Source organism: Rothia sp. CCM 9417, assembly GCF_048513575.1.
GTDB lineage: Bacteria > Actinomycetota > Actinomycetes > Actinomycetales > Micrococcaceae > Rothia.
This window is the reverse complement of record NZ_JBLXXT010000001.1, coordinates 487,007-511,422: the sequence shown is the minus strand read 5'-3', so window position 1 is coordinate 511,422 and position 24,416 is coordinate 487,007. Positions and strand designations below refer to the sequence as shown.

At 55.7% G+C, this 24,416-nt stretch carries 20 protein-coding genes and 1 tRNA gene; 9 read left to right on the top strand and 12 right to left on the bottom strand.

Annotated elements, in window-relative coordinates; all coding sequences use genetic code 11:
* Positions 1-10: 10 nt before the first annotated feature.
* From trxA to ACN082_RS02305, 3 genes are all read right to left on the bottom strand, one after another.
* Positions 11-394: a thioredoxin gene (trxA, locus tag ACN082_RS02315; protein ID WP_419099233.1), complete on the bottom strand. Its 384-nt coding sequence runs from the start codon at positions 392-394 to the stop codon at positions 11-13.
* A 115-nt stretch (positions 395-509) separates the two neighbouring features.
* Positions 510-591 (bottom strand) — tRNA-Tyr (locus ACN082_RS02310).
* A gap of 164 nt (positions 592-755) precedes the next feature.
* Complete coding sequence (locus ACN082_RS02305) at positions 756-1,142, bottom strand: hypothetical protein (protein WP_419099232.1); 387 nt, start codon at positions 1,140-1,142, stop codon at positions 756-758.
* Positions 1,143-1,320: 178 nt separating this feature from the next.
* Here ACN082_RS02305 and ACN082_RS02300 point away from each other — a divergent pair, with 178 nt between their 5' ends.
* The gene (locus ACN082_RS02300) at positions 1,321-1,812 is read left to right on the top strand and encodes a YajQ family cyclic di-GMP-binding protein (RefSeq protein WP_419099231.1); all 492 of its coding nucleotides are present in this window, start codon (positions 1,321-1,323) and stop codon (positions 1,810-1,812) included.
* Positions 1,813-1,931: 119 nt separating this feature from the next.
* Here the strand turns inward: ACN082_RS02300 and htpX are convergent, their stop codons facing one another.
* Positions 1,932-2,828 carry a zinc metalloprotease HtpX gene (htpX, locus tag ACN082_RS02295; RefSeq protein WP_419099230.1) on the bottom strand — a complete coding sequence of 299 codons (897 nt, stop codon included), beginning with the start codon at positions 2,826-2,828 and terminating at the stop codon, positions 1,932-1,934.
* Positions 2,829-2,970: 142 nt separating this feature from the next.
* Positions 2,971-5,385, bottom strand: a complete 2,415-nt coding sequence (locus tag ACN082_RS02290) for a sigma-70 family RNA polymerase sigma factor (RefSeq protein WP_419099229.1) — start codon at positions 5,383-5,385, stop codon at positions 2,971-2,973.
* A gap of 801 nt (positions 5,386-6,186) precedes the next feature.
* On the opposite strand from ACN082_RS02290, the gene ACN082_RS02285 reads away from it, so the two are divergent.
* Together ACN082_RS02285 and ACN082_RS02280 are read left to right on the top strand one after the other, a co-directional pair.
* A complete protein-coding gene (locus ACN082_RS02285) occupies positions 6,187-6,720 on the top strand; it encodes a Fur family transcriptional regulator (RefSeq protein WP_419099228.1) in 534 nt (177 codons plus the stop codon).
* Between the two features lie 80 nt (positions 6,721-6,800).
* Complete coding sequence (locus ACN082_RS02280; RefSeq protein WP_419099227.1) at positions 6,801-8,267, top strand: catalase; 1,467 nt, start codon at positions 6,801-6,803, stop codon at positions 8,265-8,267.
* A gap of 128 nt (positions 8,268-8,395) precedes the next feature.
* Here ACN082_RS02280 and ACN082_RS02275 read toward each other — a convergent pair whose 3' ends face one another.
* On the bottom strand, positions 8,396-10,846 hold the full coding sequence (locus ACN082_RS02275; RefSeq protein ID WP_419099226.1) for an MMPL family transporter: 2,451 nt from the start codon (positions 10,844-10,846) through the stop codon (positions 8,396-8,398).
* A 34-nt stretch (positions 10,847-10,880) separates the two neighbouring features.
* Entirely contained in the window at positions 10,881-12,185 is a 1,305-nt protein-coding gene (locus ACN082_RS02270; RefSeq protein ID WP_419099225.1) for an SseB family protein, read from the bottom strand.
* A 347-nt stretch (positions 12,186-12,532) separates the two neighbouring features.
* Here ACN082_RS02270 and ACN082_RS02265 point away from each other — a divergent pair, with 347 nt between their 5' ends.
* The gene (locus ACN082_RS02265) at positions 12,533-13,861 is read left to right on the top strand and encodes a DUF6882 domain-containing protein (protein WP_419099224.1); all 1,329 of its coding nucleotides are present in this window, start codon (positions 12,533-12,535) and stop codon (positions 13,859-13,861) included.
* Positions 13,862-14,036: 175 nt separating this feature from the next.
* Positions 14,037-14,933: an EamA family transporter RarD gene (rarD, locus tag ACN082_RS02260; RefSeq protein ID WP_419099223.1), complete on the top strand. Its 897-nt coding sequence runs from the start codon at positions 14,037-14,039 to the stop codon at positions 14,931-14,933.
* A 3-nt stretch (positions 14,934-14,936) separates the two neighbouring features.
* On the opposite strand, the gene ACN082_RS02255 is transcribed toward rarD, so the two are convergent.
* The 3 genes from ACN082_RS02255 to ACN082_RS02245 all read right to left on the bottom strand — a co-directional run bounded on the left by ACN082_RS02255 (position 14,937) and on the right by ACN082_RS02245 (position 17,384).
* Complete coding sequence (locus tag ACN082_RS02255) at positions 14,937-15,701, bottom strand: amino acid ABC transporter ATP-binding protein (protein ID WP_419099222.1); 765 nt, start codon at positions 15,699-15,701, stop codon at positions 14,937-14,939.
* 29 nt (positions 15,702-15,730) lie between these two features.
* The gene (locus tag ACN082_RS02250) at positions 15,731-16,525 is read right to left on the bottom strand and encodes an amino acid ABC transporter permease (RefSeq protein WP_419099221.1); all 795 of its coding nucleotides are present in this window, start codon (positions 16,523-16,525) and stop codon (positions 15,731-15,733) included.
* Between the two features lie 88 nt (positions 16,526-16,613).
* The gene (locus ACN082_RS02245) at positions 16,614-17,384 is read right to left on the bottom strand and encodes an ABC transporter substrate-binding protein (RefSeq protein ID WP_419099220.1); all 771 of its coding nucleotides are present in this window, start codon (positions 17,382-17,384) and stop codon (positions 16,614-16,616) included.
* A 123-nt stretch (positions 17,385-17,507) separates the two neighbouring features.
* Here ACN082_RS02245 and ACN082_RS02240 point away from each other — a divergent pair, with 123 nt between their 5' ends.
* From ACN082_RS02240 to ACN082_RS02225, 4 genes are all read left to right on the top strand, one after another.
* The gene (locus tag ACN082_RS02240; RefSeq protein WP_419099449.1) at positions 17,508-18,242 is read left to right on the top strand and encodes a demethylmenaquinone methyltransferase; all 735 of its coding nucleotides are present in this window, start codon (positions 17,508-17,510) and stop codon (positions 18,240-18,242) included.
* A gap of 117 nt (positions 18,243-18,359) precedes the next feature.
* On the top strand, positions 18,360-19,382 hold the full coding sequence (locus ACN082_RS02235; protein ID WP_419099448.1) for a polyprenyl synthetase family protein: 1,023 nt from the start codon (positions 18,360-18,362) through the stop codon (positions 19,380-19,382).
* 302 nt (positions 19,383-19,684) lie between these two features.
* Positions 19,685-21,289 carry a sodium-dependent transporter gene (locus ACN082_RS02230; RefSeq protein WP_419099219.1) on the top strand — a complete coding sequence of 535 codons (1,605 nt, stop codon included), beginning with the start codon at positions 19,685-19,687 and terminating at the stop codon, positions 21,287-21,289.
* 2 nt (positions 21,290-21,291) lie between these two features.
* Entirely contained in the window at positions 21,292-21,447 is a 156-nt protein-coding gene (locus ACN082_RS02225; RefSeq protein ID WP_419099218.1) for a methionine/alanine import family NSS transporter small subunit, read from the top strand.
* Positions 21,448-21,534: 87 nt separating this feature from the next.
* Here ACN082_RS02225 and menD read toward each other — a convergent pair whose 3' ends face one another.
* Together menD and ACN082_RS02215 are read right to left on the bottom strand one after the other, a co-directional pair.
* Positions 21,535-23,211 carry a 2-succinyl-5-enolpyruvyl-6-hydroxy-3-cyclohexene-1-carboxylic-acid synthase gene (gene menD, locus ACN082_RS02220; RefSeq protein WP_419099217.1) on the bottom strand — a complete coding sequence of 559 codons (1,677 nt, stop codon included), beginning with the start codon at positions 23,209-23,211 and terminating at the stop codon, positions 21,535-21,537.
* Between the two features lie 29 nt (positions 23,212-23,240).
* Positions 23,241-24,281: an o-succinylbenzoate synthase gene (locus ACN082_RS02215; RefSeq protein ID WP_419099216.1), complete on the bottom strand. Its 1,041-nt coding sequence runs from the start codon at positions 24,279-24,281 to the stop codon at positions 23,241-23,243.
* Positions 24,282-24,416 lie beyond the last annotated feature (135 nt).

Here is a 24,416-nt window from a genome sequence, read left to right as displayed (position 1 = left end):
TTTTTGAAGCTTAGTTTTCTTCGGCCTGCTGGGCGGCTTCTGCCTCAGCAACCTGCTTGTGAACCTCAGCCATGTCCAAGCCCTTAACCGCCTCAATGATCTGGTCGAACTGTTGAGCGTTCAGCGCACCGGGCTGGGAGAACACAAGGACACCCTCGCGGAAACCCATCACAGTAGGAATTGAGGTGATGTTAGCGGCCGCGGCCAGCTGCTGCTGATCTTCGGTATCGACCTTGCCAAAGGTAATCTCGGGGTGCTTCTCAGAGGCTTCCTCAAAAATGGGGCCAAACTGCTTGCAGGGGCCACACCATTCAGCCCAGAAGTCGAGGAAGAGGATATCTGATGATTCGACCTGCTGGGTGAGGTTTTCCTGGGTAATTTCAATGGTTGCCATGATGAACACGCTACCCCTTTTACCCCTGCATGTCTAAAGCCCGGTGCCAGTTTCTCTGATAATGAAGAGGAGTTAACAAAAAACCCCATCTCGTGATGAGATGGGATTTTCGCTGTGGCAGATGAGGGATTTGAACCCCCGTAGGCAATGCCAGCTGATTTACAGTCAGCCCCCTTTGGCCGCTCGGGTAATCTGCCGTATTCAATTTCTTGAATCATTCGTATCAACGAACAGTAGACTACTTTACACACTTTTGCCACGGTTGCCAACTTGGCACCCCTTTTTGTTGCCAAGCCCACTTCTAGAAAGAAGGAGCTCCTGCAGTCATGACTGCAGGAGCTAGTGAGCATATTGTTTTCCGCTAGGACGTCAGTGCGGACTCCTGCTCTAAAAGAAGCGTGATTTCAAGGTTCTCCAAGTAGGCGTAGGCTTGGTCCGGGGTACACATGCCACCCTTGATTTCTCGCTCGAGATTCTCTTTAACACCCTCAAAACGAGCAATGATGGCAGGGTCCTTCAAGGTAGACCCTAGCTCGGGGGCAAAGAGTTCCGCTTGCTTATGCTCAGCCCCAGCGTTGGGAAGAGCTTCAAAGAGGAAATCGTCTGCAGACAGATCTGCCATGAGCGCTTCATAAGCCCTCTGCATGCTTTCGTCTGTTACTGCAGTTATCTGGTGCGCCGCCGGAGTGGTTCCTGAGCCGGACGGTATGCCGGCTTGAGCGTGGGCAGCTGTTTTCTTTTCAGCCATACTTTCATCCTTTCAAAGCAAAATGAAGTTTTGCTGAGAATGGAGTCACATTTTTATAACGATTCTAGAAATATGCTGACAGCCGCTCTAACAGGGTACGGTTATAGTGAGAAGCACTCAGGTTCAAAAAACCTTGTGCCCCAGCCCCTGACTATTACTTACGAAAGAGGTGCCCTGCATGGCAAGCGACTCATCATTTGACGTTGTATCTAAGGTCGACAAGCAGGAAGTTTCCAACGCACTCAACCAGGCCCAGAAAGAAGTAGCCCAGCGCTATGACTTCCGTGGCGTTGGCGCTGAGATTGATTTTTCTGGCGAAAAGATTCTGATTAAGGCTAATTCTGAAGAACGTGCCCTAGCTGTTCTTGATGTCTTCCAGTCCAAGCTGGTTAAACGCGGAATTTCTCTTAAGTCCCTGGATTCCGGTGACCCCTATGCATCGGGCAAGGAGTACCGCATTGAGTCTTCTATCAAAGAAGGTATTGCCCAGGACCAGGCCAAGAAAATCACCAAGCTGATTCGTGAAGAAGGGCCCAAGAGCGTCAAGGCAACCATCCAGGGTGACGAGCTCCGTGTCTCATCTAAGTCACGTGATGATCTGCAGGATGTTATCGCTCTGCTAAAGGGTGCTGACCTCGAAGTTGATCTCCAGTTTGTCAACTACCGCTAGGTTTTAGCACGCGCTTCACTCAAGCACATAGAAGGTGCCCTCTGTTCTTTGAAACAGAGGGCACCTTTCCCTAGGCAGGGCAAAATATTCACCCGCTTACTGACGCGAAAACGGCAGGGCTACATTTGCCCCTTGGCGCGCGCCATCGCTTCAAGTCTGGCGATGCGGTCAGCCATGGGAGGGTGCGACGCCATCAGGTTCTGAATCTGACCCGCGCGGAAAGGGTTGGCGATCATCATCGAGGCTGTGCCAGCAACTTTAGGGTTCTCAGGGTCCAGGGGGTAGCGCGAGACACCGTTTTCAAGCTTGTGCAGTGCAGAGGCCAGAGCTAACGGGTCATCGGTGAGCTGGGAACCGTCTTGGTCGGCATCGTATTCTCGTGTGCGGCTAATAGCCATCTGCATTACGCCCGCCACCAGGGGTGCCATCACAGCAAGAAAGAGGGTGAAGATGAGCCCTCCACCGGCCCGGTTGTCATTGTTTCGGTTACCGCCAAACATCAAGCCAAAGCTCATGACCTGAGAGATGGTTCCCACCACAGAAGCCAAAGCCGCAGCGATGGAGCCAATCAAAATATCCCTGTTATAGACGTGCATCAGCTCATGCCCGATGACACCGCGCATCTCACGATGATCAAGGAGCTGCAAGATCCCCTCGGTGCAACAAACGGCCGCATTCTGGGGGTTACGCCCCGTAGCAAAAGCATTAGGGGTCAAGGTGGGAGCAACGTAGAGACGCGGCATTGGTTGATTGGCCTTGGCTGAGAGCTCCTCAACAATTTCGTAAAGACCGGGGACCTGATCGCGAGTCACGGGATAGGCGTTCATGGAACGGATAGCGATTTTATCGGAGTTCCAGTAGGAATAGGCCACCATGCCCACGCCCACCAGGCCCATAATCATAATCCACACAGAACTACGGGTATAGGCAGCTAGCCCCGCCCCAATGAGCAAGAGAAAACCGACCATCGAACCCAGTAAAAGAGCAGTTTTAAGCCCGTTGTTATGGCCGTGCACCCTATTACACCTTTCTCAGGAAAGTTATTGTTGCTTTATAGACTAGGGTCTTTAGCTGGGTAGAGGCTGTGCTTTTGCGAAGAGCATATTATGACCGGCCTAACTCATTCAGGAGGCAGGCCGGTAGCTATCTTAATGTCTCCTAGACGCAGGTAATCTCTGTAATCGCCTCTAGCCCAAAGTAGCTCTCTAGAACATAGAGCGCATAGGGGGAGTCAAGAATAATCTGCGGAATGTAGGTTCCGAAGCTGACCAGACTACCCGAATAGATATAGGTAATCCTGCACATACGGTTGTCATTGACTGGGCTACCGATTGTATCCCAGGGCACCTGCGCCATCCACTTGTAGTATTCGGGGGTTCCTACCCAGTCCTTGGGGTCGGGAACTCCAGGGTCGCTTGGCTCAGCTGGCTCGCTTGGTTCAGCCGGGTCGGTCGGTATAGAACGGTCCACTGGAGTGTCAGGATCAGCAGGTTCTTTAGGCTCAACTGGGTCGCTTGGCTCAACAGGCTCTGTTGGCTCAGCCGGGTCAGTTGGGTCGGTCGGTATAGAACGGTCCACTGGAGTGTCAGGATCAGCAGGTTCTTTAGGCTCAACTGGGTCGCTTGGCTCAACTGGGTCGGTCGGCTCAGCCGGGTCGGTCGGCTCAGCTGGCTCAACAGGCTCAGTTGGTTCAGCTGGGTCGCTTGGCTCAACAGGCTCTGTTGGCTCAGCTGGGTCGCTTGGTTCAGCTGGCTCAGCCGGGTCGGTCGGCTCAACCGGGTCGGTTGGCTCAGTTGGTTCAGCCGGGTCGGTTGGTTCAGCCGGCTCAGTTGGCTCAAAAGGCTCAGTTGGCTCAGCTGGGTCGGTCGGCTCAACAGGCTCAGCTGGGTCGCTTGGTTCAGCCGGATTAGCCGGGTCAGCCGGGTCGCTTGGCTCAACAGGCTCTGTTGGTTCAGCCGGGTCGGTCGGCATAGAACGATCTACTGGAGTATCAGGATCGGCAGGAGCAACTGGCTGGGTACGGTCTACAGGATTAACAGGCGCTACAGATTCCCCCGGTGGCTGACTTTCCACGGGCAAAGTTGATCTTACCGGGGTATCGCTCTCGGGCTCAGCTACCGGAGGCTGCTGAGTATCACCGACTCCAGCGGCACCATCTGGCTGGTTTGAGAATACTAAAGAGCTCGCAAGATCGGCTGACTCCTTAGACGCCCCATGAACCCCCATCGTGTCATCCTGCCAGGGACCGGCCAGAGCAGAGCGAGTCTGACCTTGAGGGATTTCCACCGATGGTCTTCTTATTACGCTAGTACCGGCTGAAGAGTCAGCGGCATCCCCAGCGCTTGCGCGACTATGAGAGGCCTTCTGCCCCAGCTGCCCGCGCGGTGAATCACCAGAATCAAAAGTCTGGGTATCCACCAGCATGCTAGGCGCTGATGCAGCAGGAGCCCTAAAAGATTCTACGGGAACGCTCGAGCCCGAGCTTTGGGGCGAATCAACAAGAGCATCAACGATGCCACCTACCTCTTCCGAAGGGCTTGAAGCTGGTGCGGTTTCAAGCTGAGAATCGGCACTAATCACCGTTGAATTAGAGGACGAGCTATTGACCAGTGCTATGCCACCGGCCACCGCACCAAGAGCGGTTACAGCGGCAGCGGCCCCCACCAGAGAGGGTTTGGAAGAAGCCCAACGTCCGGGAATCAAAGAGGCAAGCCCCGCTCCCCCACTGTGACTTGCACCAGCCAGGGCTAGGCTACCACCGGCGATGTACGGGAGAATAACCTTAGAACTGTCAGTAAGAATCGGCGTAAGCCCTGCAAGCACGGGGAAAACCCACGTACGCATAGTCTTGTTGATACCGATCAGATTCAGGTATTCAGAAGAGCAAAATGAGCATGTTGAAAGGTGAGCTCGTAGAGTTTCGCTACGCTTCTTAGTCAGCGAGCCACGGACCATAGAGCTGAGGTGAGGTGAGTACTGCGCGCACTCAGCAGTTTTGGGAGCGTGTTGATGTGCTCGCAGAAACCCCTCGCGAAGGCTTTCCCGTGCGCGAGCAGCAAGAGCGGAAACAGCATTAGCCGACAGGTTCAGAGCTGTGGCTACTTCACGGGGCTTTTTATTCTCAACCTCGGTCATCCACAGAACAGACTGCCAACGTTCCGGCAAACTGGTGAATGCAGAAATCAGTTCATCGGACTCATGCAGTTTAAGAACAGTCTCATCCAATGACCCAGCCAGCTCTAGGTCATGCTCTTCGCTCAGCACCTCTTTTTGCGCTATAAGACCGTTCTCAGCAGCCAGATGCGCGAGAGTTGTGGCAAGATATCCGCCCATGAAAGCGCGAGGGCCCTTGCCATTCTTAAGAGCCTGCAAAATTCTGACGAAGGCCTCAGATACGAGATCCTCTGACAGAGTCTGGTTTGAGGTATGCCTATAAGCAATAGCGCGCGCCATGACCACATAGCGCTCATACAAAACACCAAACGACTCAAGCTGACCCTGGCGAACTTCAGAAAGCAAAACTTCGTCGGCAGGGCCAGACTGGCCAGTTTGAGCAGAATTGTATGATCGCATAAATCTCCCCGTGTAGATACTAGCCGCGCTAAGGAAAACGACTTCCTTTCAGCTTATCGGGATTTTCTGCGTTACGGTATATTTCCCCAATATGTAAAGCGCATGCAGGCCATCAGATACCGCACACCCTCTTTAGCCCACGAACTGGATACCGTAATTCCAGTCACCAGCAAACCAAGGCACCATGCGACCCTCACGATGTTTTCCGTGTACAGAACCCGCGAACGGCCCTGTACACGGTAAATGCTTGCGCAGCATGCAGGATCGCTTCATTATCTGGTTCCAGCAGCAGCGACCCGACACCCGGTGACATCACAGCACAGTGCTTTAGCGCTGGCTATCAAGGGTCCCTAACCTTGATAGCCAGCGATTGCACTCGCTCAATCCCCACGATTGATGAGCGCCCATTATTCCCTTATGCCTGGCAAGGCTTCCCATAGCGCCGCCAGGTTCTTGCTATCCTCAAGCCCCAAACAGCTTGTAGGTAACAGCCGATGATTTTCACCATCACTTATTAAGAGCGGTTTCCACTTGTTTCATGACGCGAAATTTAAAAAAGTTTGAAAAATTTTTTACCGTCAACCAAAAATCTATCGCGGCGCTCCTGACACCACAAAACTTTCTTCAACAACTTTTCTCGCCAGAACGATTCCAGAGCATATCCGCCAAGAGGCCTAGCAGCAAAGCCTTTCAAGCAACACCCCCGCCGGGAAGAGGCAGACCTGATCTACAACACAGCCAGAGCCTATTGTGAAAGATTCATAATAAGGGTAGGATGGTGACATGATGTCAACAAGGAGCATGCCTGCCACCGCAGGCTGCCAGCACATGCCAGAAGCCCCGAAAGCACCAGCTAGCTCCCACAGGGAAACCTGGTCAGCTCAGCTCAGAGCCAAGGGGCGTCGCGTCACAAAGCAACGACTCGCTGTTCTGAGCGCAGTTCACGAAAACCCGCACTCAACGGCCGATGCAATTGTTACAGCAGTGCGCCAAGAACTAGCCGGTATCACAGTCCAGTCGGTCTACGTGGTCCTAGCTGATCTAACTGACATCAAAATGCTCCGTAAATTTGAGCCTCCAGGGTCAGCAGGGCTCTACGAAACCCGTACCGGAGATAATCACCACCATGCCTACTGCATCCGCTGCGGAAAAGTGGAGGATGTAGACTGCGCGGTCGGTGAGGCACCCTGCCTGACCCCCAGCGATTTTCACGGCATGGCCCTGCTCAGCGCAGACGTTCTCTACCGAGGCATTTGCGCCGACTGCCAGAAGCCAGAAGAAAAAGATGTAGCGCTCGCTCAGCAACAGGCTGCACAAGAACTCACCGTTAGCTAGCGCTCACAGCTCCGGTCGTTTCCCTCACCTCTCACGGTGAAGAGCTCCAGAGCATAACCCCACACAGGAAAGTAGGAGAAATGAACAATCCGATTAAGCCCGGTTCATTTACCACCACCGCTCAAGGTGCACCCGTTGCATCAGACAACGATTCACTGACTGTAGGCAACGATGGCCCCATCGTCCTGCACGATGCCTACACCGTTGAAAAGCTCGCTCAGTTCAACCGCGAACGCGTACCCGAGCGTGTCGTTCACGCTAAGGGCACCGGTGCCTTCGGTGTATTCGAAACCACCGAGGATGTCTCACAGTACACCCGCGCAGCGCTCTTCCAGCCCGGTGTTTCTACCGAAATGGCTATCCGCTTCTCAACCGTTGCCGGTGAACAGGGGTCACCTGACACCTGGCGTGACCCCCGCGGCTTCGCCATCAAGTTCTACACCACCGAGGGTAACTACGACCTCGTAGGTAACAACACCCCGGTCTTCTTCATTCGTGATGCCATCAAGTTCCCCGACTTCATTCACTCACAGAAGCGTATGCCCGGCAGCGGCCTGCGTGACAACGACATGCAGTGGGACTTCTGGAGCCTGCGCACCGAATCAGCTCACCAGGTCACCTGGCTGATGGGTGACCGCGGCATCCCCGCCACCCTGCGCCACATGGATGGCTTCGGCTCACACACCTACCAGTGGATCAATGCCGAAGGCGAGCGTTTCTGGGTCAAGTACCACTTCAAGACTGACCAGGGCAACGACTTCCTCACCCAGGAAGAAGCAAACCGCATTGCAGGCGAGAACGCTGATTACCACCGTCAGGACCTACACGACGCTATCGCACGTGGCGAGTTCCCCTCATGGACCCTTTACGTCCAGGTCATGCCCTACGAAGATGCAAAGACCTACCGCTTTAACCCCTTCGACCTGACCAAGGTATGGCCGCATGCCGACTACCCCCTGATCAAGGTCGGCAAGATGACTCTGAACAAGAACCCCGAGAACTTCTTTGCCCAGGTTGAGCAGGCTGCCTTCTCACCCTCCAACTTTGTTCCCGGTATCGGCCCCTCCCCCGACAAGATGCTCCTGGGTCGTATCTTCTCCTACCCCGATGCACACCGCTACCGCGTAGGCACCAACTTCGCGGACCTTCCGGTTAACTACGCTCGGAATGCAGAAGTAAACAACTACAGCCAGGACGGCGCTATGCGCTACTCCTTCAAGACTGCAGATACCCCGGTCTACGCGCCCAACAGCCTGGGCGGCCCCCACGCTGATCCTGCACGCGCCGGTGAGGGCTCCTGGGAAGCCGATGGCGCGCTGGTTCACGCCGCTGCCACCCTGCACGCAGAAGACGACGACTTCGGCCAGGCTCGTACCCTGTACACCGATGTTATGGACGAGGCCGCTCAGGAACGTCTGGTCTCCAACATCGCGGGCCACGTTGGTGCTGTGAAATCAGATGAAATCCGTGAACGTGCATTCAAGTACTGGGACTCTGTCCATGAAGAACTCGGTGCTCGTGTACGCCAAGCAGTAGCAGGTAAGTAGCCTGCCAGGTAGCTACCTTGCTTAGCCAGGTAGCTACCCCATAAAAAACCGCCCTGCGGTGTCCTCTTGGATACCGCAGGGCGGTTTTCATGTTTGAAAGTACCCAGGCTTTAGCGCTGAAGCCGCACTTAGGCGATGTGCTTGGGCGCGTCCTCGGTCTTGCGGTTCTTCTCGAAAGGCCACCACCAGGCGACATCCCCCAGCAGGTACATGGTTGCAGGAATAAAGGTGGTCCGAATCAAGAAAGCATCCATAGCCACGCCCAGGGCCAAGGCAAAACCGATAGGCCGCACAGCTGTCAGGTGTGAGAAGACGAAACTGGCGAAGACCGCGACCATAATGACACCGCAGGCAGTCACAACCCCGCCACCCTGCTTGTAGCCGATGGCGACAGCATCCAGAGCAGTATGGCCCTTACGGTAAGCATCACGCATGCCGGAGACAATGAAGATTTGGTAGTCCACGGAAAGACCAAACAGAATACCGATGAGCAGGATGGGCAGGAAAGCCAAAATCGGCCCCGGCTGGGTTACCCCAAAGAGGTCACCCATCCAGCCCCACTGGTAGACGGCAACGACAGCGCCAAAGGAGGCCAGGGTTGAGAGCAAGAATCCGATGGTTGCCATGACAGGAACAATAATTGACCGGAAGACAAGGGCCATCAAGATCAGACAGAGCAGAATAACGACAGAGAGATAGAGTGGAATTGAAGTAGAAATCTGCTCAGAAATCTCGATGTTAGCTACAGTCTGCCCGGTTAAGCCGATACTAGTTGCCGTGGCTTTCTCCGCAGGCTCAACCTTATCGAGCATTGCGTGCACAGCATCCTGGGTGCTCTGGGCTGAGGGGCCTTCCTTGGGGAAGAATGCCAAAACTGCGGTGGCGTTGTCTTCGCTCATCCCTACGATAGCGACACTTTCGATGTCCTTGTTATTAAGCTTGCCGGCAACGTTCAAGGCAACTAGGCGCAGGTGTTCCTGGTCACCCGGAACGGAAAGGGTGACACCGGCAAGGATAGGCCCGTTAAAACCCTCACCGAACTTGTCACTAATGGTCTGGTAGGCGCGGTAGGAAGTTGAGTCGCTAGCCTGGTAGGAACCGTCGGGCAGACCAAGTCGAAGTGAACTGGTCGGGATAATGGCAAGAATCAAAATCGCAACTGATACCAGTGTCATGGTAATAGGATGGCGGGTTACAAAACCACCCCACCCCTTATAGGCAGCCTCAATTTCAGCGAATGCTTCACGGCGGTTACGTGGCTTGTGAGTTTTGTCTGAGATCCGGTGCAGGTCCTTGCGGCGCTCTTCCTGCTGCTTCTTGGTCAAAACCTTGGTGCCCAAGAGAGAAAGAACCGCAGGGACCAGAGTCAAGGACGAAGCAACAACCAGCGCAACAGAGAAAGCACCCGCAAAGCCCATGACGGCCAAGAATGGTAGACCGGTCAAAAAGAGAGCAGAGAGTGCAACGATATTGGTCATACCCGCAAAGAGGACAGAATGACCTGCCGTTGAATTAGCTATTGCAACAGCCTCCCGAACATCGACTCCGTCCATAAGTTCTTCACGGAAACGATGGAGAATCAGCAGAGCATAGTCAATGCCAATCCCTAGCCCCAGCATCAAAGCTAGAACCGGGTCGGTAGCGGTCATGCCGATAAAAGCGGTACTGGTGTAGACCAGGGCAACTGCGGTACCCGCCCCGATAAGTGCCAGAACAAGAGGCAGACCGGCTGCCACAACTGTACCGAGAGTAATCAGCAGAACGACGAATGCAACCGCTAGACCAATCGCTTCCGAGGCACCAAAAACTTTAGAAACGTCCTGGTCAAGCTCGTAGCTGTAGTTGACAGTAATGCCCTTGTCTTCAAGCGCCTTGAATGTTTCAAAAACCTTCTGACGGACTTCAGGAGTCAACGAGTTAGTGTCCTTGTTAAAGGCAACACTGACAATTGCTACGGTTCCGCCTTGGCTGACAAGGTTGGCCTCGGCCATGGCATCAAGTTCACGCTGACCGGTATCTACTTTAAGTTTGTTGGCCCTTAAGGTGATACGGGCCTGTTTCAGGCTTTCTTCCTGTGCAAGGAGGTCTGGGGCAAGCTCTTTGAGCTCTTCCTGGCTGATATCTGTAGGTAGAGCGGCCCGAGCTTGATCGACCTTAGCCTGGCCTTGGCTAATCTGAGCCTGAAGCTGATCTAGCTGAGCTTTTGAGTTTTCAAGGGTAGTAGTTGCCTGGGCGATAGCGTCTGCCGCCTCAAAGGGATTAACGGAACCTGCAACGTCCTCAACCTGGTGGGAAGTATCGACCGCCTGTGCGATGGCCTGCTTCTGCTCATCGGTGAAACCGCCAGCTGACTCAAGCACAACGTAACCACTAGAGACACCGTTATCAGGGAGCTTAGTCTGAAGGTCCGCACGGACGGCATCGAACGATGCTCCGGGCATGGTATAGCTGGCTGTTGCACCCCGAGCTAAAGTCAGGGCACCAGCTCCAGCGATCACGAAGAGCACCAGCCACAGTGCAATGGCTGCGCGAGCATGGTTGGCTACGGTGTGGCCAATTTGGCGCAGTGCACCGGTCATTGGAGATACTCCTGGTGTGTATGACTAGTTTGGTTTACTGCGATTCTACTACTGAAATAAGCTCGCAAATTTGAGTCATAGGCAAGGTAGCGTGCGGAGCAAGGGCGTTAATGCGCACAGCTGTACTAGCACCAGCAGCCAATAATTTGAGCATGTCAAGGGCCGGGGCACTTCGCACCTGCAAGGAGGGATCAAGCGCAGCAATCTCTGCAACAGTGGTAAAAACCAGTGCAACAGACTGGTCCTCAGAATCCTCATTTTTGAGGATGACTGGGCGACCTGCTGGATCATCGGCACGGACACCCATCAGGAGCGTGGAAGCCGGAGCAACCAGGGCAAGGAGCAGGTCGTGCATGTTCCCCTCCATAAGCGCCCGCTGTACTGGCATATTGTGGGGCGAACCGACGACCCACTGAATCTGAGATTTTTCTATGAAACACTCGTGTCTACTACCGGGGTCAAGTACCAGGACGTCAATTGACGCATCGTGGGCTACCTGTAAAAACACTTTCATAGCGTGCTCGGTAGTCAAACGCGGTATATCTAGACCGAGGACATCCACAGAATATTCGCAGGCCCGTTCCTCCGAGGAATAAGCTGTGAGCGCACGCATGCCATTCGACAGGCGGAGAACCTGATAGCTGGTCTGGAGCTGGCCTTCGGAGTTATCGACGCTCTGGGAGATGTCCATGACCAGGTTACCGCCCTGGGCAGAACGCACAACATTGGCAAGGGCCTGGTCACTCCGGTCCTGGGAAAAGGCCTCAAGGGCCTCCACCAGGTAGGTGTTGGCGGTCTTTGCAGGCTGCGCCTTGGCCGTATCATCCGTAAAACCAGGAGCGCGACGACCTGCCAGGCGTGTGGCGGCCCAGTCCGGGATATGCTCATCCGCACGTGGGAAGGTTTCAAAATGAGTGCGGATATCGCGACCGGTCAGGCCCCCCTCGCCCTTCCAGTCAACAGGCTCCTGAAGGCGGTCATAGGACGCACCAATCTGGTATTTTGGCTCGGGCCAGTCGCTTGCGGTGATGACCACAGAAGCAGTGAACCAGGTTCCCTCATCCTCTGCATAGCAAGCATGCTGTAGCTGTTCAATAGCCTCAAGGATTGGGCTATCAGATTTAAGCGGGCCCACACTTCCCAGGTAATCGTCTTCATCGCGAGATTCAGTGATTCTCACAAAGACAGTCTCTGAGAGCGGCTTAATATCTAGGACCAGCTCATTCCAACCGGGCTCTACGGACACTACCCCCAGCATCCAGCTCCCAATTGAGTTAAGAGCATCTTGAACCATGGTGGGGCGTTCAATCTCTGCGTATCTGGGACTATAGTGCGACATGAAATTCCTGAATTGTTTGGGACGAATACCTCCACACCCGTTGGTGCCATATGGGAAGAGGCTTACCAATACCTATCAATACCTATCAATACCTATTAAAGCAAGAATTCTTGCACTTGATATGCGTGTTCCTTGTGTTTGGTCAAGTTATTTGCGACTACCCTGTCTAAAAAACATGTGGCAACCGTAATATTTATTTTTAGCCACACGCCCCCTGAATTTGTGTCTTTCTTGCTCACGGAAGAGGGAAGGAACCAAGTGGGTAGAACCTGGTAAAAGATAGAAAATACAGGTCCCCACGGGTATAAAAGGTGCGTGAGCACCCCAAGAGTTGCTAGCCTTAACCCATGACTAAAACACTGCAGGATCTGATTGATGATTCGATCTTCATCTCCACCGAGTACCAGGCCCGTCTCGCTGAGATCAGCGGCGACGCAGAATGGACGGTGGATTTCTCTGCGCCGTCATTCACCCTCCAGTCTGATGCTTCCGTACGTCTCACCCCTTACCTGTTGGGCACTGAGTCTGAGAACCGCGGTTCCTGGATTTGGTCCTGGCAAGAACTCGGTCACTTCCCTGACCGCGTTGTTTCGGCAGCAATCCAGGCGCGTGAAGGCGGGGCACAGCACACCATTACGGAACTCACCACCGATGAGCTCCCCCTGGACTCCGGCCTAGCGCGCAAGCTCACCCTCGCAACCAAGGCACTGACCGGCATCTATGCCCACTACCCCATCACAGCTGGGGCAGGTGTCCGTGCATGGGTCCTTCTCGAAGGCTCTCAGCTTGACCTGGATGCCCCCACCGTTAACCGCATGGGTCAGGTCATGGCTCAGGCCCTGCAGACCGGCACCGCTGTTAACCACTTGCGCGCTGTTGACTCCTATGCCAAGCTCCGCGGCGCACATATCGCCTGGGACACCGAAGCAACCGCTGTCATCACTGCGGCAGACGGTGCGCTACGTCTTTGGTTCGATAAGGGCAAGATTTCGGGCATTGAGGCAGCCGAGCCCCAGGTCGGGGCCGATGAGCTAGCCCGTCTTGCCAGTCAAGCTCGTGATCTGCGTGAACAGCTCGAAGCAGAACGCCAGGGTATTGAAACCCTCGCCGCGCGTGAGGCCGCAGCTCAAATGGCCCAACGAGAAGAAGCCGCCCGTCTAGCCGCTGAAGAAGCAGCGCAAGCAGAAGCGCAAGCAGAAGCGCAAGCTGAAGCGCAAGCTGAAGCGCAGGCAGGTTCCGAGCAGGAAGAGGCTACCGCAGCCGAGCCTCAGACCTTTACGGAAGCTCCTACCCAGGAACCCGTGGCAGAACAGAGTGCCCTCGAAGATGAAGTCGAAGGTACTATCACCACAGACCGTGTCTACCCCAATGCGGACCAGCCCTATGACCAGGACCCTGCCGAAGATGTACGCCCGGGCCGTGTTACCACCAGCACTATTGCTGAAGAGAACATTGTGCAGGACCAGCCTGCTGCCCCTGTGCAGAGCGCCGAAGAGCCTGACGAAGCCCAGCAGGCCCCCACGGGTTACGAGTCAGCTGAAGACACCCGTGATGCACGGGAGATTCGTTTGGCAGGTCAGGCACCTGACCTTGAGGCCGAACGCGCTGAGGCCTCTAAGAAGCCCCAGCCCAAGGAAGATAAGAAGGGCTTCTTTAGCCGCTTCTTCGGTCTGTAAGACCAAGATACCCCTGCTCTAGGGGGTTGTCTCTGGCGGTGGCTCCCCCTATAGGTGGGGGCCACCGCCTTTTCTATGGTGAGCATTCGCCTAAGGAGCTAGAACTCCCCCGCCCATAGAAAGCACTGACCTATACTTGCAGGGACCTACTGAATCAGCACAGAAAGAAAAACAGGTGCCTACTAACCAGAGAAACTCGGGTATTCTTGCAGCTTTCCTCTGCTATCTTATCTGGGGCCTCTTCCCCCTCTATTTCCTGCTAACGGTACCGGCTAGCCCCCTCGAAATTGTGGCTGAGCGGGTGCTCTTCACCCTGCTTTTCTGTGCTTTCCTGATACCGGCAACCCGTCAGGTTCAATCACTCATGGCAGTACTTAAGCGCCCCAGAAAGCTCCTTGTGCTCGGGGCCGCAGGCCTACTCATTTTCTGTAATTGGCTGCTCTACGTTATCGCCACAACAAGCCACAATGTGATGGAAGCGTCACTGGGCTACTACATCAACCCCATTGTTTCGGTAGCGCTCGGCGTTCTCTTCCTGGGCGAAAAGCTCCGCCCACTCCAGTGGGCCGGTATCGCGGTAGCTGCCTTAGCAGTGCTTGTCATGTGTGTCTTCTACGGCTCAATCCCTTGGTTGGGCCTGGGCCTGGCTTTCAGCTTTGGCCTCTACGGTCTGCTCAAAAAGTACGCTGGAGCTGTCCCCGCCGTCGTGTCGCTGAGCGTAGAGACCCTGGTTCTTGCACCCATGGCAGCTGTCCTACTTGCTCACTTTGCCCGCCGAGGTGATCTTACTCTGTTTGCTGAGGGTCAGCCTCACTTTTGGATTCTGGCTGCCTCGGGTCTAGTCACAGCGGTGCCGCTCCTGCTCTTTGCGAGCGCGGCCTCGCGGGTGCCGCTGTCCCTGATCGGCATGATTCAGTACCTCACCCCGACCATGCAGTTCCTGCTGGCTCTCTTTGTTACCCATGAGACCCTCACCGCTGGCAGGTGGGTAGGCTTTGGCCTGATTTGGGTAGCCGCAGTTTTCTTTATAGCCGACTCGTGGAGAGCCCAGAAACCACGGTTAAGGACCTAGCGTCTACGATTGCTGGGTGGGGTTCAGCACACGTGAGAGGAAGAGCTGGGTGCGCTCCTGTTGGGGGTTGCCGATGACCTGTTCAGCGGGGCCTTCCTCTACCACAACACCGCCGTCCATGAAGACCACGCGGTCAGCCACATCACGGGCAAAAGCCATCTCATGGGTTACGACCACCATGGTCATGCCCTCGGTAGCCAGCTGGCGCATGATACCCAGAACATCACCTACCGTCTCGGGGTCCAAAGCACTGGTGGGCTCATCAAAGAGCATGAGCTGGGGGTTCATAGAGAGGGCACGAGCGATAGCTACGCGCTGTTGCTGACCGCCAGAAAGCTGATCAGGGTGCCGCTGAGCCTTATCGGCCAGCCCCACCTTCTGCAGGTTAGCCATGGCAATTTTCTGGGCCTCGGCCCGGGAACGTTTGAGCACCTTAATCTGCGCTACCGTACAGTTTTGGAGTACGGTCAGGTGCGGGAAGAGGTTGAACTGCTGGAAGACCATGCCCACAGAGCGACGCATAGCATCGACATCGACGTCGGGGTGGGTCACCGCATGCCCTGCTACCTCAATAGTTCCGCTGTTAGGTGTCTCCAGCAGGTTGACGCACCGCAGAAGAGTTGATTTGCCCGAGCCGGAGGGGCCAATCAGGCAGACAACTTGGCCGGGAGCTACGGACATATTGATGCCTTTGAGGACTTCCACCTCACCGTAGGATTTATGCAGGTCGGTAATGCTAACTGAGGCAGGTACAGGATTTTCGGTCATGGCTGTATTCCTTGAAACGGTAGTGGCGGTTACGTGCGGGAGCGGGCCTGGGCACGCTTCTCGAAGTGGTGGGCAAGGAAACCGAGCGGGACAGTGATAATCAGGTAGCAGACACCGGCAAGAACCAGCGGGGTCAGCCCGGCACCGGAGCCGGAAATTCCTTCGCGACCAAATTTGGTGAGCTCATACTGGGCAACAGACATACCGAGTAGGTAGACCAGCGATGAGTCCTTGGTCAGCAAGATAATCTCGTTGGTCAGCGGGGGCAGAACGATCCGGAAAGCCTGGGGAATAATAACGGTCACCATGGCGCGGGTATGGCTCATACCCAGTGATCGAGCGGCCTCATACTGGCCCTTGGGCACAGCCTCAAGACCGGCCCGCAAAACTTCACCGATGTAGGCCGCAGCTACCATACCCAGGGCAAGCATCACGGTCACATAGTTGTTCAGGCGTAGCCCAAAGGCCAGCGGAATACCGTAGCCAAAGGCGATAAAGACAAGAAGCGCGGGCAGGCCGCGGAAAAGCTCAATGTAAAGCGAAGAAATCCACCGGTAGGGTGCGATAGAAGAAATCTTCATGAGGGCAAGCAGAATACCGCCTGACAGACCCACCACAAAACCCAAAGCCGTGTAAATCAAGGTGTTCTTCAGGGCAACAGTGATGATGTTGGGGAACTGCTTGGCGATGATTTCAGGGTTAAAAACCTTCTCACGCAGGGTTGCCCAGTCGGCAACAAGAACAATGATCAGGGCGATCACTGCCAGAAGAGCATACTGGGCGTAGCGGGCATAGGTCTGTTTCTGCCGGGTAGACAGTGCCATGGTTCTCATCCTCGGTTACGTGCTGGGGGCAGGCTCCTCTGAGCCCACCCCCGGTTTCTTAGAAGGTAGCTACCGCAAAAGCGGCTACTTACTGGGAAAGACCCAGGTACTTTTCCCGCAAGTCAGCTAGGCGGCCGTCGTCTTGCATCTTCTTCAGAGTCGCATTGGCAGAGTCCAGCAGTGCAGTGTTTTCGGTGGAGACAGCGGCAGCAATCTTTTCGTTGGTCTCAATCTCCTGAGCTACTTTGAGGCTGCTATCTGCGGTCAGCATTTCAGACAGAACAGTAATGTTACCGACCACGGCATCGACCTGGCCGGTCTGCAGGGCCTGAAGGAGCAGACCGTTGTCCTCATACTGGACGGTGTCAGCGCCGGCGTCCTTGGCGTACTTCTCACCGCTGGTGGCCTGCTGGACGCCGACCTTACGGCCTGACAGGTCAGCTTCACCGGTGATAGAAGAATCGGCGGGCACCAGGATTGCTAGATTGTCATCGACGTACGAGGAGGTGAAGTTCATGACGGTTTTGCGCTCATCGGTCACAGTGATACCGGAAAGCGCGATATCGCACTGACCGGAGGAGAGCGCAACACCTGACTGGATCCCCTCGAAGCTGGTGGTGTACATTTCGGCTTCTACAGCCAGGTCTGAGGCGATAGCGGCGGCAATGTCAGCGTCAAGACCAACAATTTTGCCGTTTTCTTCGTACTCGAAGGGGGCGTAGGGAGGGTTAGTGCAGACGGTGAGTTTACCCTCAGAGATCAGGGATACCCCGGACTCAGTTGTGGCGGAAGTACCTGATGAGCCACAGGCGGTTAGGAGCAGGGCAGTAGCGGCAAGTGCCAAGGGCGCCTTCTTCATGGTTGGTTACCTCATTCATACGGTGTGTAAGTGGGTTAGCGTTGAAGTTCATTCTGCCCCCGAATGATTAAAAATGCAAACATCTGCATGATTATTCATAATGGTGTTTCATCGCTCACCAATATGAGCTTTTGCCCTAAACGTGACAAAATAGCTAGGGTGAACCGAGCAGACCTTAACAAAAAGACCACCGATATCGCCTCCATGTTCGACCAGGTGGCTGAACGCTACGACCTCATGAACGGCATTATGTCACTGGGGCAGCACCTCTACTGGCGTAAGCAGACCGTGGCCGCTGTCCATGCCCGCCCCGGCCAGAAAGTCCTCGACGTAGCCGCAGGTACCGGCACCTCATCTGAGCCTTTTGCCGATGCCGGCGTAACCGTCATTGCCGCCGACCTTTCCGAAGGAATGATCGCCGTAGGCAGGCGCCGCCGCCCCGACATCGAATTCGTGCAGGCTGATGTCACGGCCCTCCCCTTTACTGATAACGAGTTTGACGCCGTCACCATGTCTTACGGTCTACGCAACGTCGCCGACTACCCCAAGGCACTGCGGGAACTCTACCGAGTCACCAAACCCGGCGGTCGAATCGTCATCAACGAATTCTCCACCCCCACCTTCGGCCCCTTCCGCACCCTTTACCGGAACTACATCATGAAACTGATTCCGCCCATCGCGCGCAAGGTATCCTCCAACCCCGAAAGCTACGAATACCTAGCAGAGTCAATTCTGGCCTGGCCCAACCAGGACGAACTGGCCCGCCACTTTGCCGAAGCCGGTTGGCAGGATGTTCGCTACCGCAACCTCACCGGCGGTATCGTCGCTCTACACCGTGCATACAAGCCCCAAGCCTAGACCAGGTAGACTAATAGCAGCCCGAGCACGGCCCCCGGCCGATAGTGTACGACCCAAGAAGTGTGAAAAATCATCGTGACTGACTCCACCAGCTCCCCCGTGAGCGCAGAAGCATTCATGCCAGAGGCTGATTTCAGTCTGCCTAAAGGCTTTGAACTCATCGCGCAGGACGCTGAACTGGGCCCCAAGATCCTTGAGGCTCTCACCGAAATTGAGCAGCGGCTTGAACGCTCGGTTAATCAAACAAACCACCTGGCAGATGTTGCTTCCCGCCACCTACTCTCCGCCGGCGGCAAGCGGATTCGCCCCCTCCTGACCCTTCTGGCAGCAGAAGCTGGCGGCGGCATCAACGACCGGGTACTGGATGCGGCCGTGGTTGTTGAACTAACGCACCTGGCTACCCTCTACCACGACGATGTCATGGACGATGCCCCCAAACGCCGCGGGGTAGACACGGCCCAGAATATCTGGGGTAACTCGGTAGCTATTCTGACCGGTGACCTCATTTTCTCCCGCGCTTCGCTTATAGTTTCCGAACTGGGCGGGCGCGCCCTAGCTGTTCAGGCTCAGACCTTTGAGCGCCTCGTGCTCGGCCAGCTCTTTGAAACCACCGGCCCCGAGAAACATGAGGATATCCTCAACCACTACATCAAGGTCATTGAGGGCAAGACCGGCTCCCTGATTGCCGCCGCAGGTTCCTACGGCACCATCCTTTCAGACTCCCCCGAGTCCCTTATCCAGATGCTGGCCCGCTACGGTGAACTGGTAGGCGTAGCCTTCCAGCTTGCCGACGATGTCATCGACGTAACCAGCTCGGGTAAGTCATCGGGCAAAACCCCGGGCACCGATTTGCGTGAAGGTGTACCAACCCTACCCACCATTCTGCTTGAACGGGCAGCATTAGCAGGTGACCAAGAAGCCCAGCGTATCCAGCAATTAATTGAGGGGGACCTTACCAGCGACGAGGCTCTAGCCCAGGCCGTAGCCGCGCTCTCAGCCCACCCGGTCACCCAAGAAGCCTGGGATATCGCCTACCGGTGGGCCGATGATGCAATCGCCGCTATCGAGCCGCTACCCGATACGGTTATTAAGGAAGCACTCAAGTCCTTTGCTCACGCCGTTGTGCACCGAGACTCCTAGAAGCTATACCGCGTCACGGCAAAATTTTATAAGCCCGGCTAAGATACATGGCCGGGCTTAATTTATAGCCCGAAAACTTCCACTATCTGAGATTTTTTCGCGCACTTGTCCGCTCTTCGAAGATACTACAAGAAAGATTAACAGGATTCTGCCAGGAGCCCACCCCGCTCCGAAGCCACCGCGTCACCTCTTAGCGGATTCCTCATGAACCAGCCACCACCCCCGGCACCAGTGTTCACACCACCGGTTGCGCCTCTAGCAGGTGCAGTTTTAGTTTCTATCCATGAGCGAGGGACACTCACATGAGTACGACCAAGACCTCAGCGCCTCAAAAACGAGAAGGCTTCTCCAGCCGTAAGGTCTTTATCTTTGCCGCCATCGGTTCCGCCGTTGGCCTCGGTAACATCTGGCGCTTCCCCTACGTTGCCTACGATAACGGCGGCGGTGCCTTCATGATCCCCTACCTGGTTGCTCTGCTGACCGCAGGCCTACCCTTCCTCTTCTTCGACTACGTCATCGGCCACCGGGCACGTGCCTCCTCCCCCCTGGCTTTCCGCCGTCTGAACCGCAAGACTGAGTTCATCGGCTGGTGGCACATGGGCATCAACTTCATTATCGCTATCTACTACGCGGCGATTCTGGCATGGGCGGCCCGCTACCTGTTCTACTCCTTTGATCACGCCTGGGGTGATGACCCCCAGACCTTCCTCTTCTCTGAGGTCCTCCAGGTAGCTGACCCCGCCGGCCTCACCTTTGACTTCGTACCCGGGATCTTGATTCCCATTGTGGTGATTTGGGTCCTGCTCGCAGTCATTATGTCCTTGGGCGTGCAGAAAGGTGTCGGTCTGGCTAACCTCTTCTTTATCCCCGTCCTGATTATTATGTTTATCGTGCTAGTGGGCTACTCACTGACCCTCAATGGCGCTATGACCGGCCTGGACGCTCTCTTCACACCGGATTGGGGTGCCCTCACCAAGCCCGAAGTATGGGTTGCAGCTTACGGCCAGATCTTCTTCTCGCTCTCCATCGGCTTTGGCATCATGATTACCTACGCCTCCTACCTCAAGAACAAGACCGACCTGACCGGTACCGGTGCTGTCGTTGGTTTTGCTAACTCGTCTTTCGAACTCCTGGCAGGCATTGGCGTTTTCGCAGCCCTTGGTTTTATGGCAACCGCAGCTGGAACCTCAGTCTCTGAGGTGGCGACCTCCGGCATCGGCCTGGCTTTTATCGCCTTCCCTACCATCATCTCTCAGGCCCCCGGTGGTACCTTCATTGGTGTGCTCTTCTTCGGCTCCCTGCTCTTTGCAGGCTTTACCTCCATGATTTCAATTATCGAGGTTATTGTTGCGGGCGTTGAAGATAAGTTCAATCTGGGCCGTGTCCGCTCCACCCTGTTTGTGATTGCACCTATCGCTCTTATTTCAACGGTGCTGATGGCAACCACCTCGGGCCTCTACGTTCTGGATATTCTCGATAACTTTGTCAATCAGTTCGGTATTCTGGCAGCAGGCCTGGTCTCCATCATTGTAGTGGCCTACCTGCTCCGCGGCCTGCCCATTCTGCGCAATCACCTCAATGAGCGTTCCTCCTGGAGGATGGGTCGCCTGTGGATGCTACTGCTGGCAGTTATCACACCCATCATCTTGGGCTATTCACTGATCAACACCTTTATGGGTCTGATGAAGGAACCCTACGGTGGCTACCCTGACCAGATGCTCAACATCTTCGGCTGGGGCATGGTCATTGCTCTTCTTGTAGCAGCTGTCATCCTGTCGATGTTGCCTTGGTCAAAGACCTCGCGTGCGGCGCTCACTCCCCCTGCTCCCCCGATCTCCGGTGGCAAGGTTGTGCATGACCACGTTGATGCTACCGTCAAGAACGTAACCGCCCAGGGAGGTAAATAATTATGAGCTCATCAGCAATCATCATGCTCATTGTTGCTATCGCACTCATCTGGGGCGGGCTAGCTACCGCTCTGGTTCACCTGTCACGCCACCCCGATCAGTCGGGCACCGATGATGAACAGGCTGATACTTTAGCCCCCTGGGCCCACGAAGCCTAAGCTCCTGCTCACCCAGCGGTAGAAACAAATGCCGGGGTCCGCACCAGTCAGTGTGGACCCCGACTTTTCTCTGCTGTCTGAGCGGCTCTAGGGGGTAACGACCCGTAGACTAAACCCGTTATCTCCCCAGGCTCCGGCTAGCGCCTGCAGATTTGCGGTGTGTGGAGTCGTAAAAAACCGCTGAACGGTTGCAGTGTAGCGGGAATCTGCGGCAAGGGTCCCATGTTCCAGGGTAGAGAAAATACCGCCGCCCCGGTCATCGTAGACCAGCACCTCAACATCGGGCTTACGTTCCAAGGGGCCAATGTTAAGCGAGCCGACATCGTGCAGGAAGGTCAGGTCGCCCAAGAGCACACGCACCTTCCGCCCCAGCCCCAAAGAAATACCAGCAGCAACTGCCAGAGTGCCATCAATACCCGCTAACCCGCGTTGAGCAAAAACGAGTGGGCTCGAAGCCGCAGAGGGAGCAATCAGGTCTAGGTCTCGAATCAGATTAGAGGAACCTAAGACCAGAACGGCATCATCAGAAAGGCATTTCTCCCAGGTATCAAGGGCCGTAGAAAGAGCAGCTGTGCGGTCAGCCGAGTCGCTTAAATCCCCTCTATAGGTGCCTGCCCGGTAAGCTGCTACCCGCTGGTGGAGTTCTTCTTCCTGTATTTTGCCCTTTTCTAACCAGCCCTCTAACCAGCCAGCGGGAGCTTGCCCAGCAAATTCTGCCAAACCCTGGAGGGTAGGTACCAGGTGCAGATCAAGGGCTCCAGGCTCATGCCAGGGTGCAGGAACCGGAGCATAAAGTGCTCTTTCAAGACCTGAATTGGCCATCAGGGCGGCAACAGGACGTGAGAGTGTGGGATGCCCAAAGATGACAGCCCGCTCGATGGAACCTGCCAACTCTCCAGCTAGTAGCTGGCGGTAGGCGGGTACAGCAACCGACGAGAACCTAGCCTGGGAGGACGGTTCGGCTAGAAGCGGTAGTCCCAATTTTTGAGCAAAAATTTGAGCCAGAGGCCCCGCCCCGTCCCCGGCGATCACAACGGTAGGGTAACTATATTCAGGCAGTTGGGCTGAACGGGGCCAGCTCAGGGCAGAAAGGTCTGGGTTTTCGGGGAGCAGCCGCACTCCCTGCTGTGCAAGCGGCACGAGACTGTGCGCCCAACGCCGTAGCATCTCTTGCTCGGTAGGGCCTGGGGTGAGCGGAGTATCAAAGGCCAGGTTAATCTGCACCGGCCCACGGGGTTGGCCTGCTGGGAGATTCCAGTTACTTTCACTCCGCCCGGTCAAGGCCGCTAGCGCCCGATTAAGGTCGCCGCTTTGGGGATCAGCAGGGTCAGCCGAATAGTTTTCCAGGGTGAGACTGGCACGCGTGTGGGCCGGCGCCAGCCCAGCTTGTCGGGTAGTTTGGTTGGCCCCTGTGCCCTGGAGGTGGGCGGGTCGATCCGCCGACAGTAGAGCAAGGGGGAGGCCCGAATGGTAGGCCTCCATGAGGGCGGGTAGGCACTCCCCTACCGCAGTACCACTGGTGGTTATTAGTCCCACAGCTTGACCGGTGGCCTTTGCTAAGCCCAGGGCCGTAAAGGCCGCTGAGCGTTCATCGATTCGCACATGGGCTTCAAGAACTCCGGCATCGGCTAGCGCCCCCACAGCATAGGCTAAAGGCGCAGAACGAGAACCTGGGCAGATAAGAACATGCCGCATACCTGAACGGATCAGGGTATCGAGCACGCTGATTGCGGTGATAAATGAGGGCGCTGGGGCGGAAGTCACCCCACCATCTTACTCACTTGTGCCAATACTTAGCTTGGGCTCTCTCTTTCCAAAAGTCGGTAGCAGGCAAAAATACGTTCATGCCACCAGCGCTGGCGATCCGGTGGTGCTAGAAGCTGATCGAGCAGACCGTCATCGGGTTCTACAGTAGGTAAGGGAAGATTACCGTTCACTGCCACGAGGGGGAAAGCAGAAACGTCCTGCTTGAACAGCGACACCGTCCCCAAACCGCAGCCAAAAGGTAGCTCCGGCAGGGCCGCCGCCAGAGCCGCCCCAGTACGAATGCCCACCGAACTTTCCAGAGCCGAAGAGACAACAACGGGTAGGCCTGCCCGGCGCACGATCTCCAGCGAACGGCGAACCCCACCCAGAGGAGCGGCCTTAATGACCAGCAGGTCTGCAGCTCCTAGTCGCGCTACAGTGAGCGGATCATCGGCTTTGCGGACCGCCTCATCGGCGGCAATCCGCACGCCATTTCCACGCCGTCGCAGTTCTTCTCTCACCCTGGCCAGACTCTCGATGCCGGGCGTTGGCTGCTCCGCGTACAGCAGGTCATAATCCTCCAGTTCCATGAGAGCGTGAACTGCCTGCGCCTCGGTCCACCCACCGTTTGCATCCACTTTTAGGCGCGCCTGAGGCAGAACCCGGCCAACCGCTTTCACCCGGTTAAGGTCTTGGGCTAGAGATTCTTCAAAGGCTAGGCCGGCTTCGGCCACCTTAATTTTGACCTCACGAACCTCCCCGCAATAGCGAGCCAGCACACTTTCAACAGCCTGAGCGTCAACAGCAGGAACCGTAGCGTTGAGAGGGATACTATTTCGGCGGGCATCGGGGTAGGGCAACCAGGCAGCCTCAAGTGCAGAGGCAAGCCAGGAGGCAGCCTCAGCAGGTTCGTATTCCGTGAAGGGAGCGAACTCCCCCCAGCCCGCCGGCCCCTGAATCAGAGCGGTCTCACGGACCTCAAGCCCCCGGAACCTCACCTTCATAGGAAGGGCAAGGACCCTGGTGTTGGCTAAAATCTCATTGATCGGGGGCAGGGTCAAGGAGGTAAGCGGTAGCGATGCTGTCATAGGCTCTAATCTACTCCGAGCATTGGCTCCATGCTCCAACCCAGGACTGCTAAAATTTTGAGGGTTAAATTGCCACCCAAACCTTAGGCTTTCTCCCAGGAAAGTCCCATCTGAGTTTGGCAGAATGATATAGCG

Excerpts from the sequence above, each read along its gene's own strand:
- trxA (WP_419099233.1), bottom strand. The coding sequence starts at position 394 with ATGGCAACCATTGAAATTACCCAGGAAAACCTCACCCAGCAGGTCGAA.
- ACN082_RS02305 (WP_419099232.1), bottom strand. The coding sequence starts at position 1,142 with ATGGCTGAAAAGAAAACAGCTGCCCACGCTCAAGCCGGCATACCGTCC.
- ACN082_RS02300 (WP_419099231.1), top strand. The coding sequence starts at position 1,321 with ATGGCAAGCGACTCATCATTTGACGTTGTATCTAAGGTCGACAAGCAG.
- ACN082_RS02290 (WP_419099229.1), bottom strand. The coding sequence starts at position 5,385 with ATGCGATCATACAATTCTGCTCAAACTGGCCAGTCTGGCCCTGCCGAC.
- ACN082_RS02285 (WP_419099228.1), top strand. The coding sequence starts at position 6,187 with ATGCCTGCCACCGCAGGCTGCCAGCACATGCCAGAAGCCCCGAAAGCA.
- ACN082_RS02280 (WP_419099227.1), top strand. The coding sequence starts at position 6,801 with ATGAACAATCCGATTAAGCCCGGTTCATTTACCACCACCGCTCAAGGT.
- ACN082_RS02275 (WP_419099226.1), bottom strand. The coding sequence starts at position 10,846 with ATGACCGGTGCACTGCGCCAAATTGGCCACACCGTAGCCAACCATGCT.
- ACN082_RS02270 (WP_419099225.1), bottom strand. The coding sequence starts at position 12,185 with ATGTCGCACTATAGTCCCAGATACGCAGAGATTGAACGCCCCACCATG.
- ACN082_RS02265 (WP_419099224.1), top strand. The coding sequence starts at position 12,533 with ATGACTAAAACACTGCAGGATCTGATTGATGATTCGATCTTCATCTCC.
- ACN082_RS02255 (WP_419099222.1), bottom strand. The coding sequence starts at position 15,701 with ATGACCGAAAATCCTGTACCTGCCTCAGTTAGCATTACCGACCTGCAT.
- ACN082_RS02250 (WP_419099221.1), bottom strand. The coding sequence starts at position 16,525 with ATGGCACTGTCTACCCGGCAGAAACAGACCTATGCCCGCTACGCCCAG.
- ACN082_RS02245 (WP_419099220.1), bottom strand. The coding sequence starts at position 17,384 with ATGAAGAAGGCGCCCTTGGCACTTGCCGCTACTGCCCTGCTCCTAACC.
- ACN082_RS02240 (WP_419099449.1), top strand. The coding sequence starts at position 17,508 with ATGAGCTTTTGCCCTAAACGTGACAAAATAGCTAGGGTGAACCGAGCA.
- ACN082_RS02235 (WP_419099448.1), top strand. The coding sequence starts at position 18,360 with ATGCCAGAGGCTGATTTCAGTCTGCCTAAAGGCTTTGAACTCATCGCG.
- ACN082_RS02230 (WP_419099219.1), top strand. The coding sequence starts at position 19,685 with ATGAGTACGACCAAGACCTCAGCGCCTCAAAAACGAGAAGGCTTCTCC.
- ACN082_RS02225 (WP_419099218.1), top strand. The coding sequence starts at position 21,292 with ATGAGCTCATCAGCAATCATCATGCTCATTGTTGCTATCGCACTCATC.
- ACN082_RS02215 (WP_419099216.1), bottom strand. The coding sequence starts at position 24,281 with ATGACAGCATCGCTACCGCTTACCTCCTTGACCCTGCCCCCGATCAAT.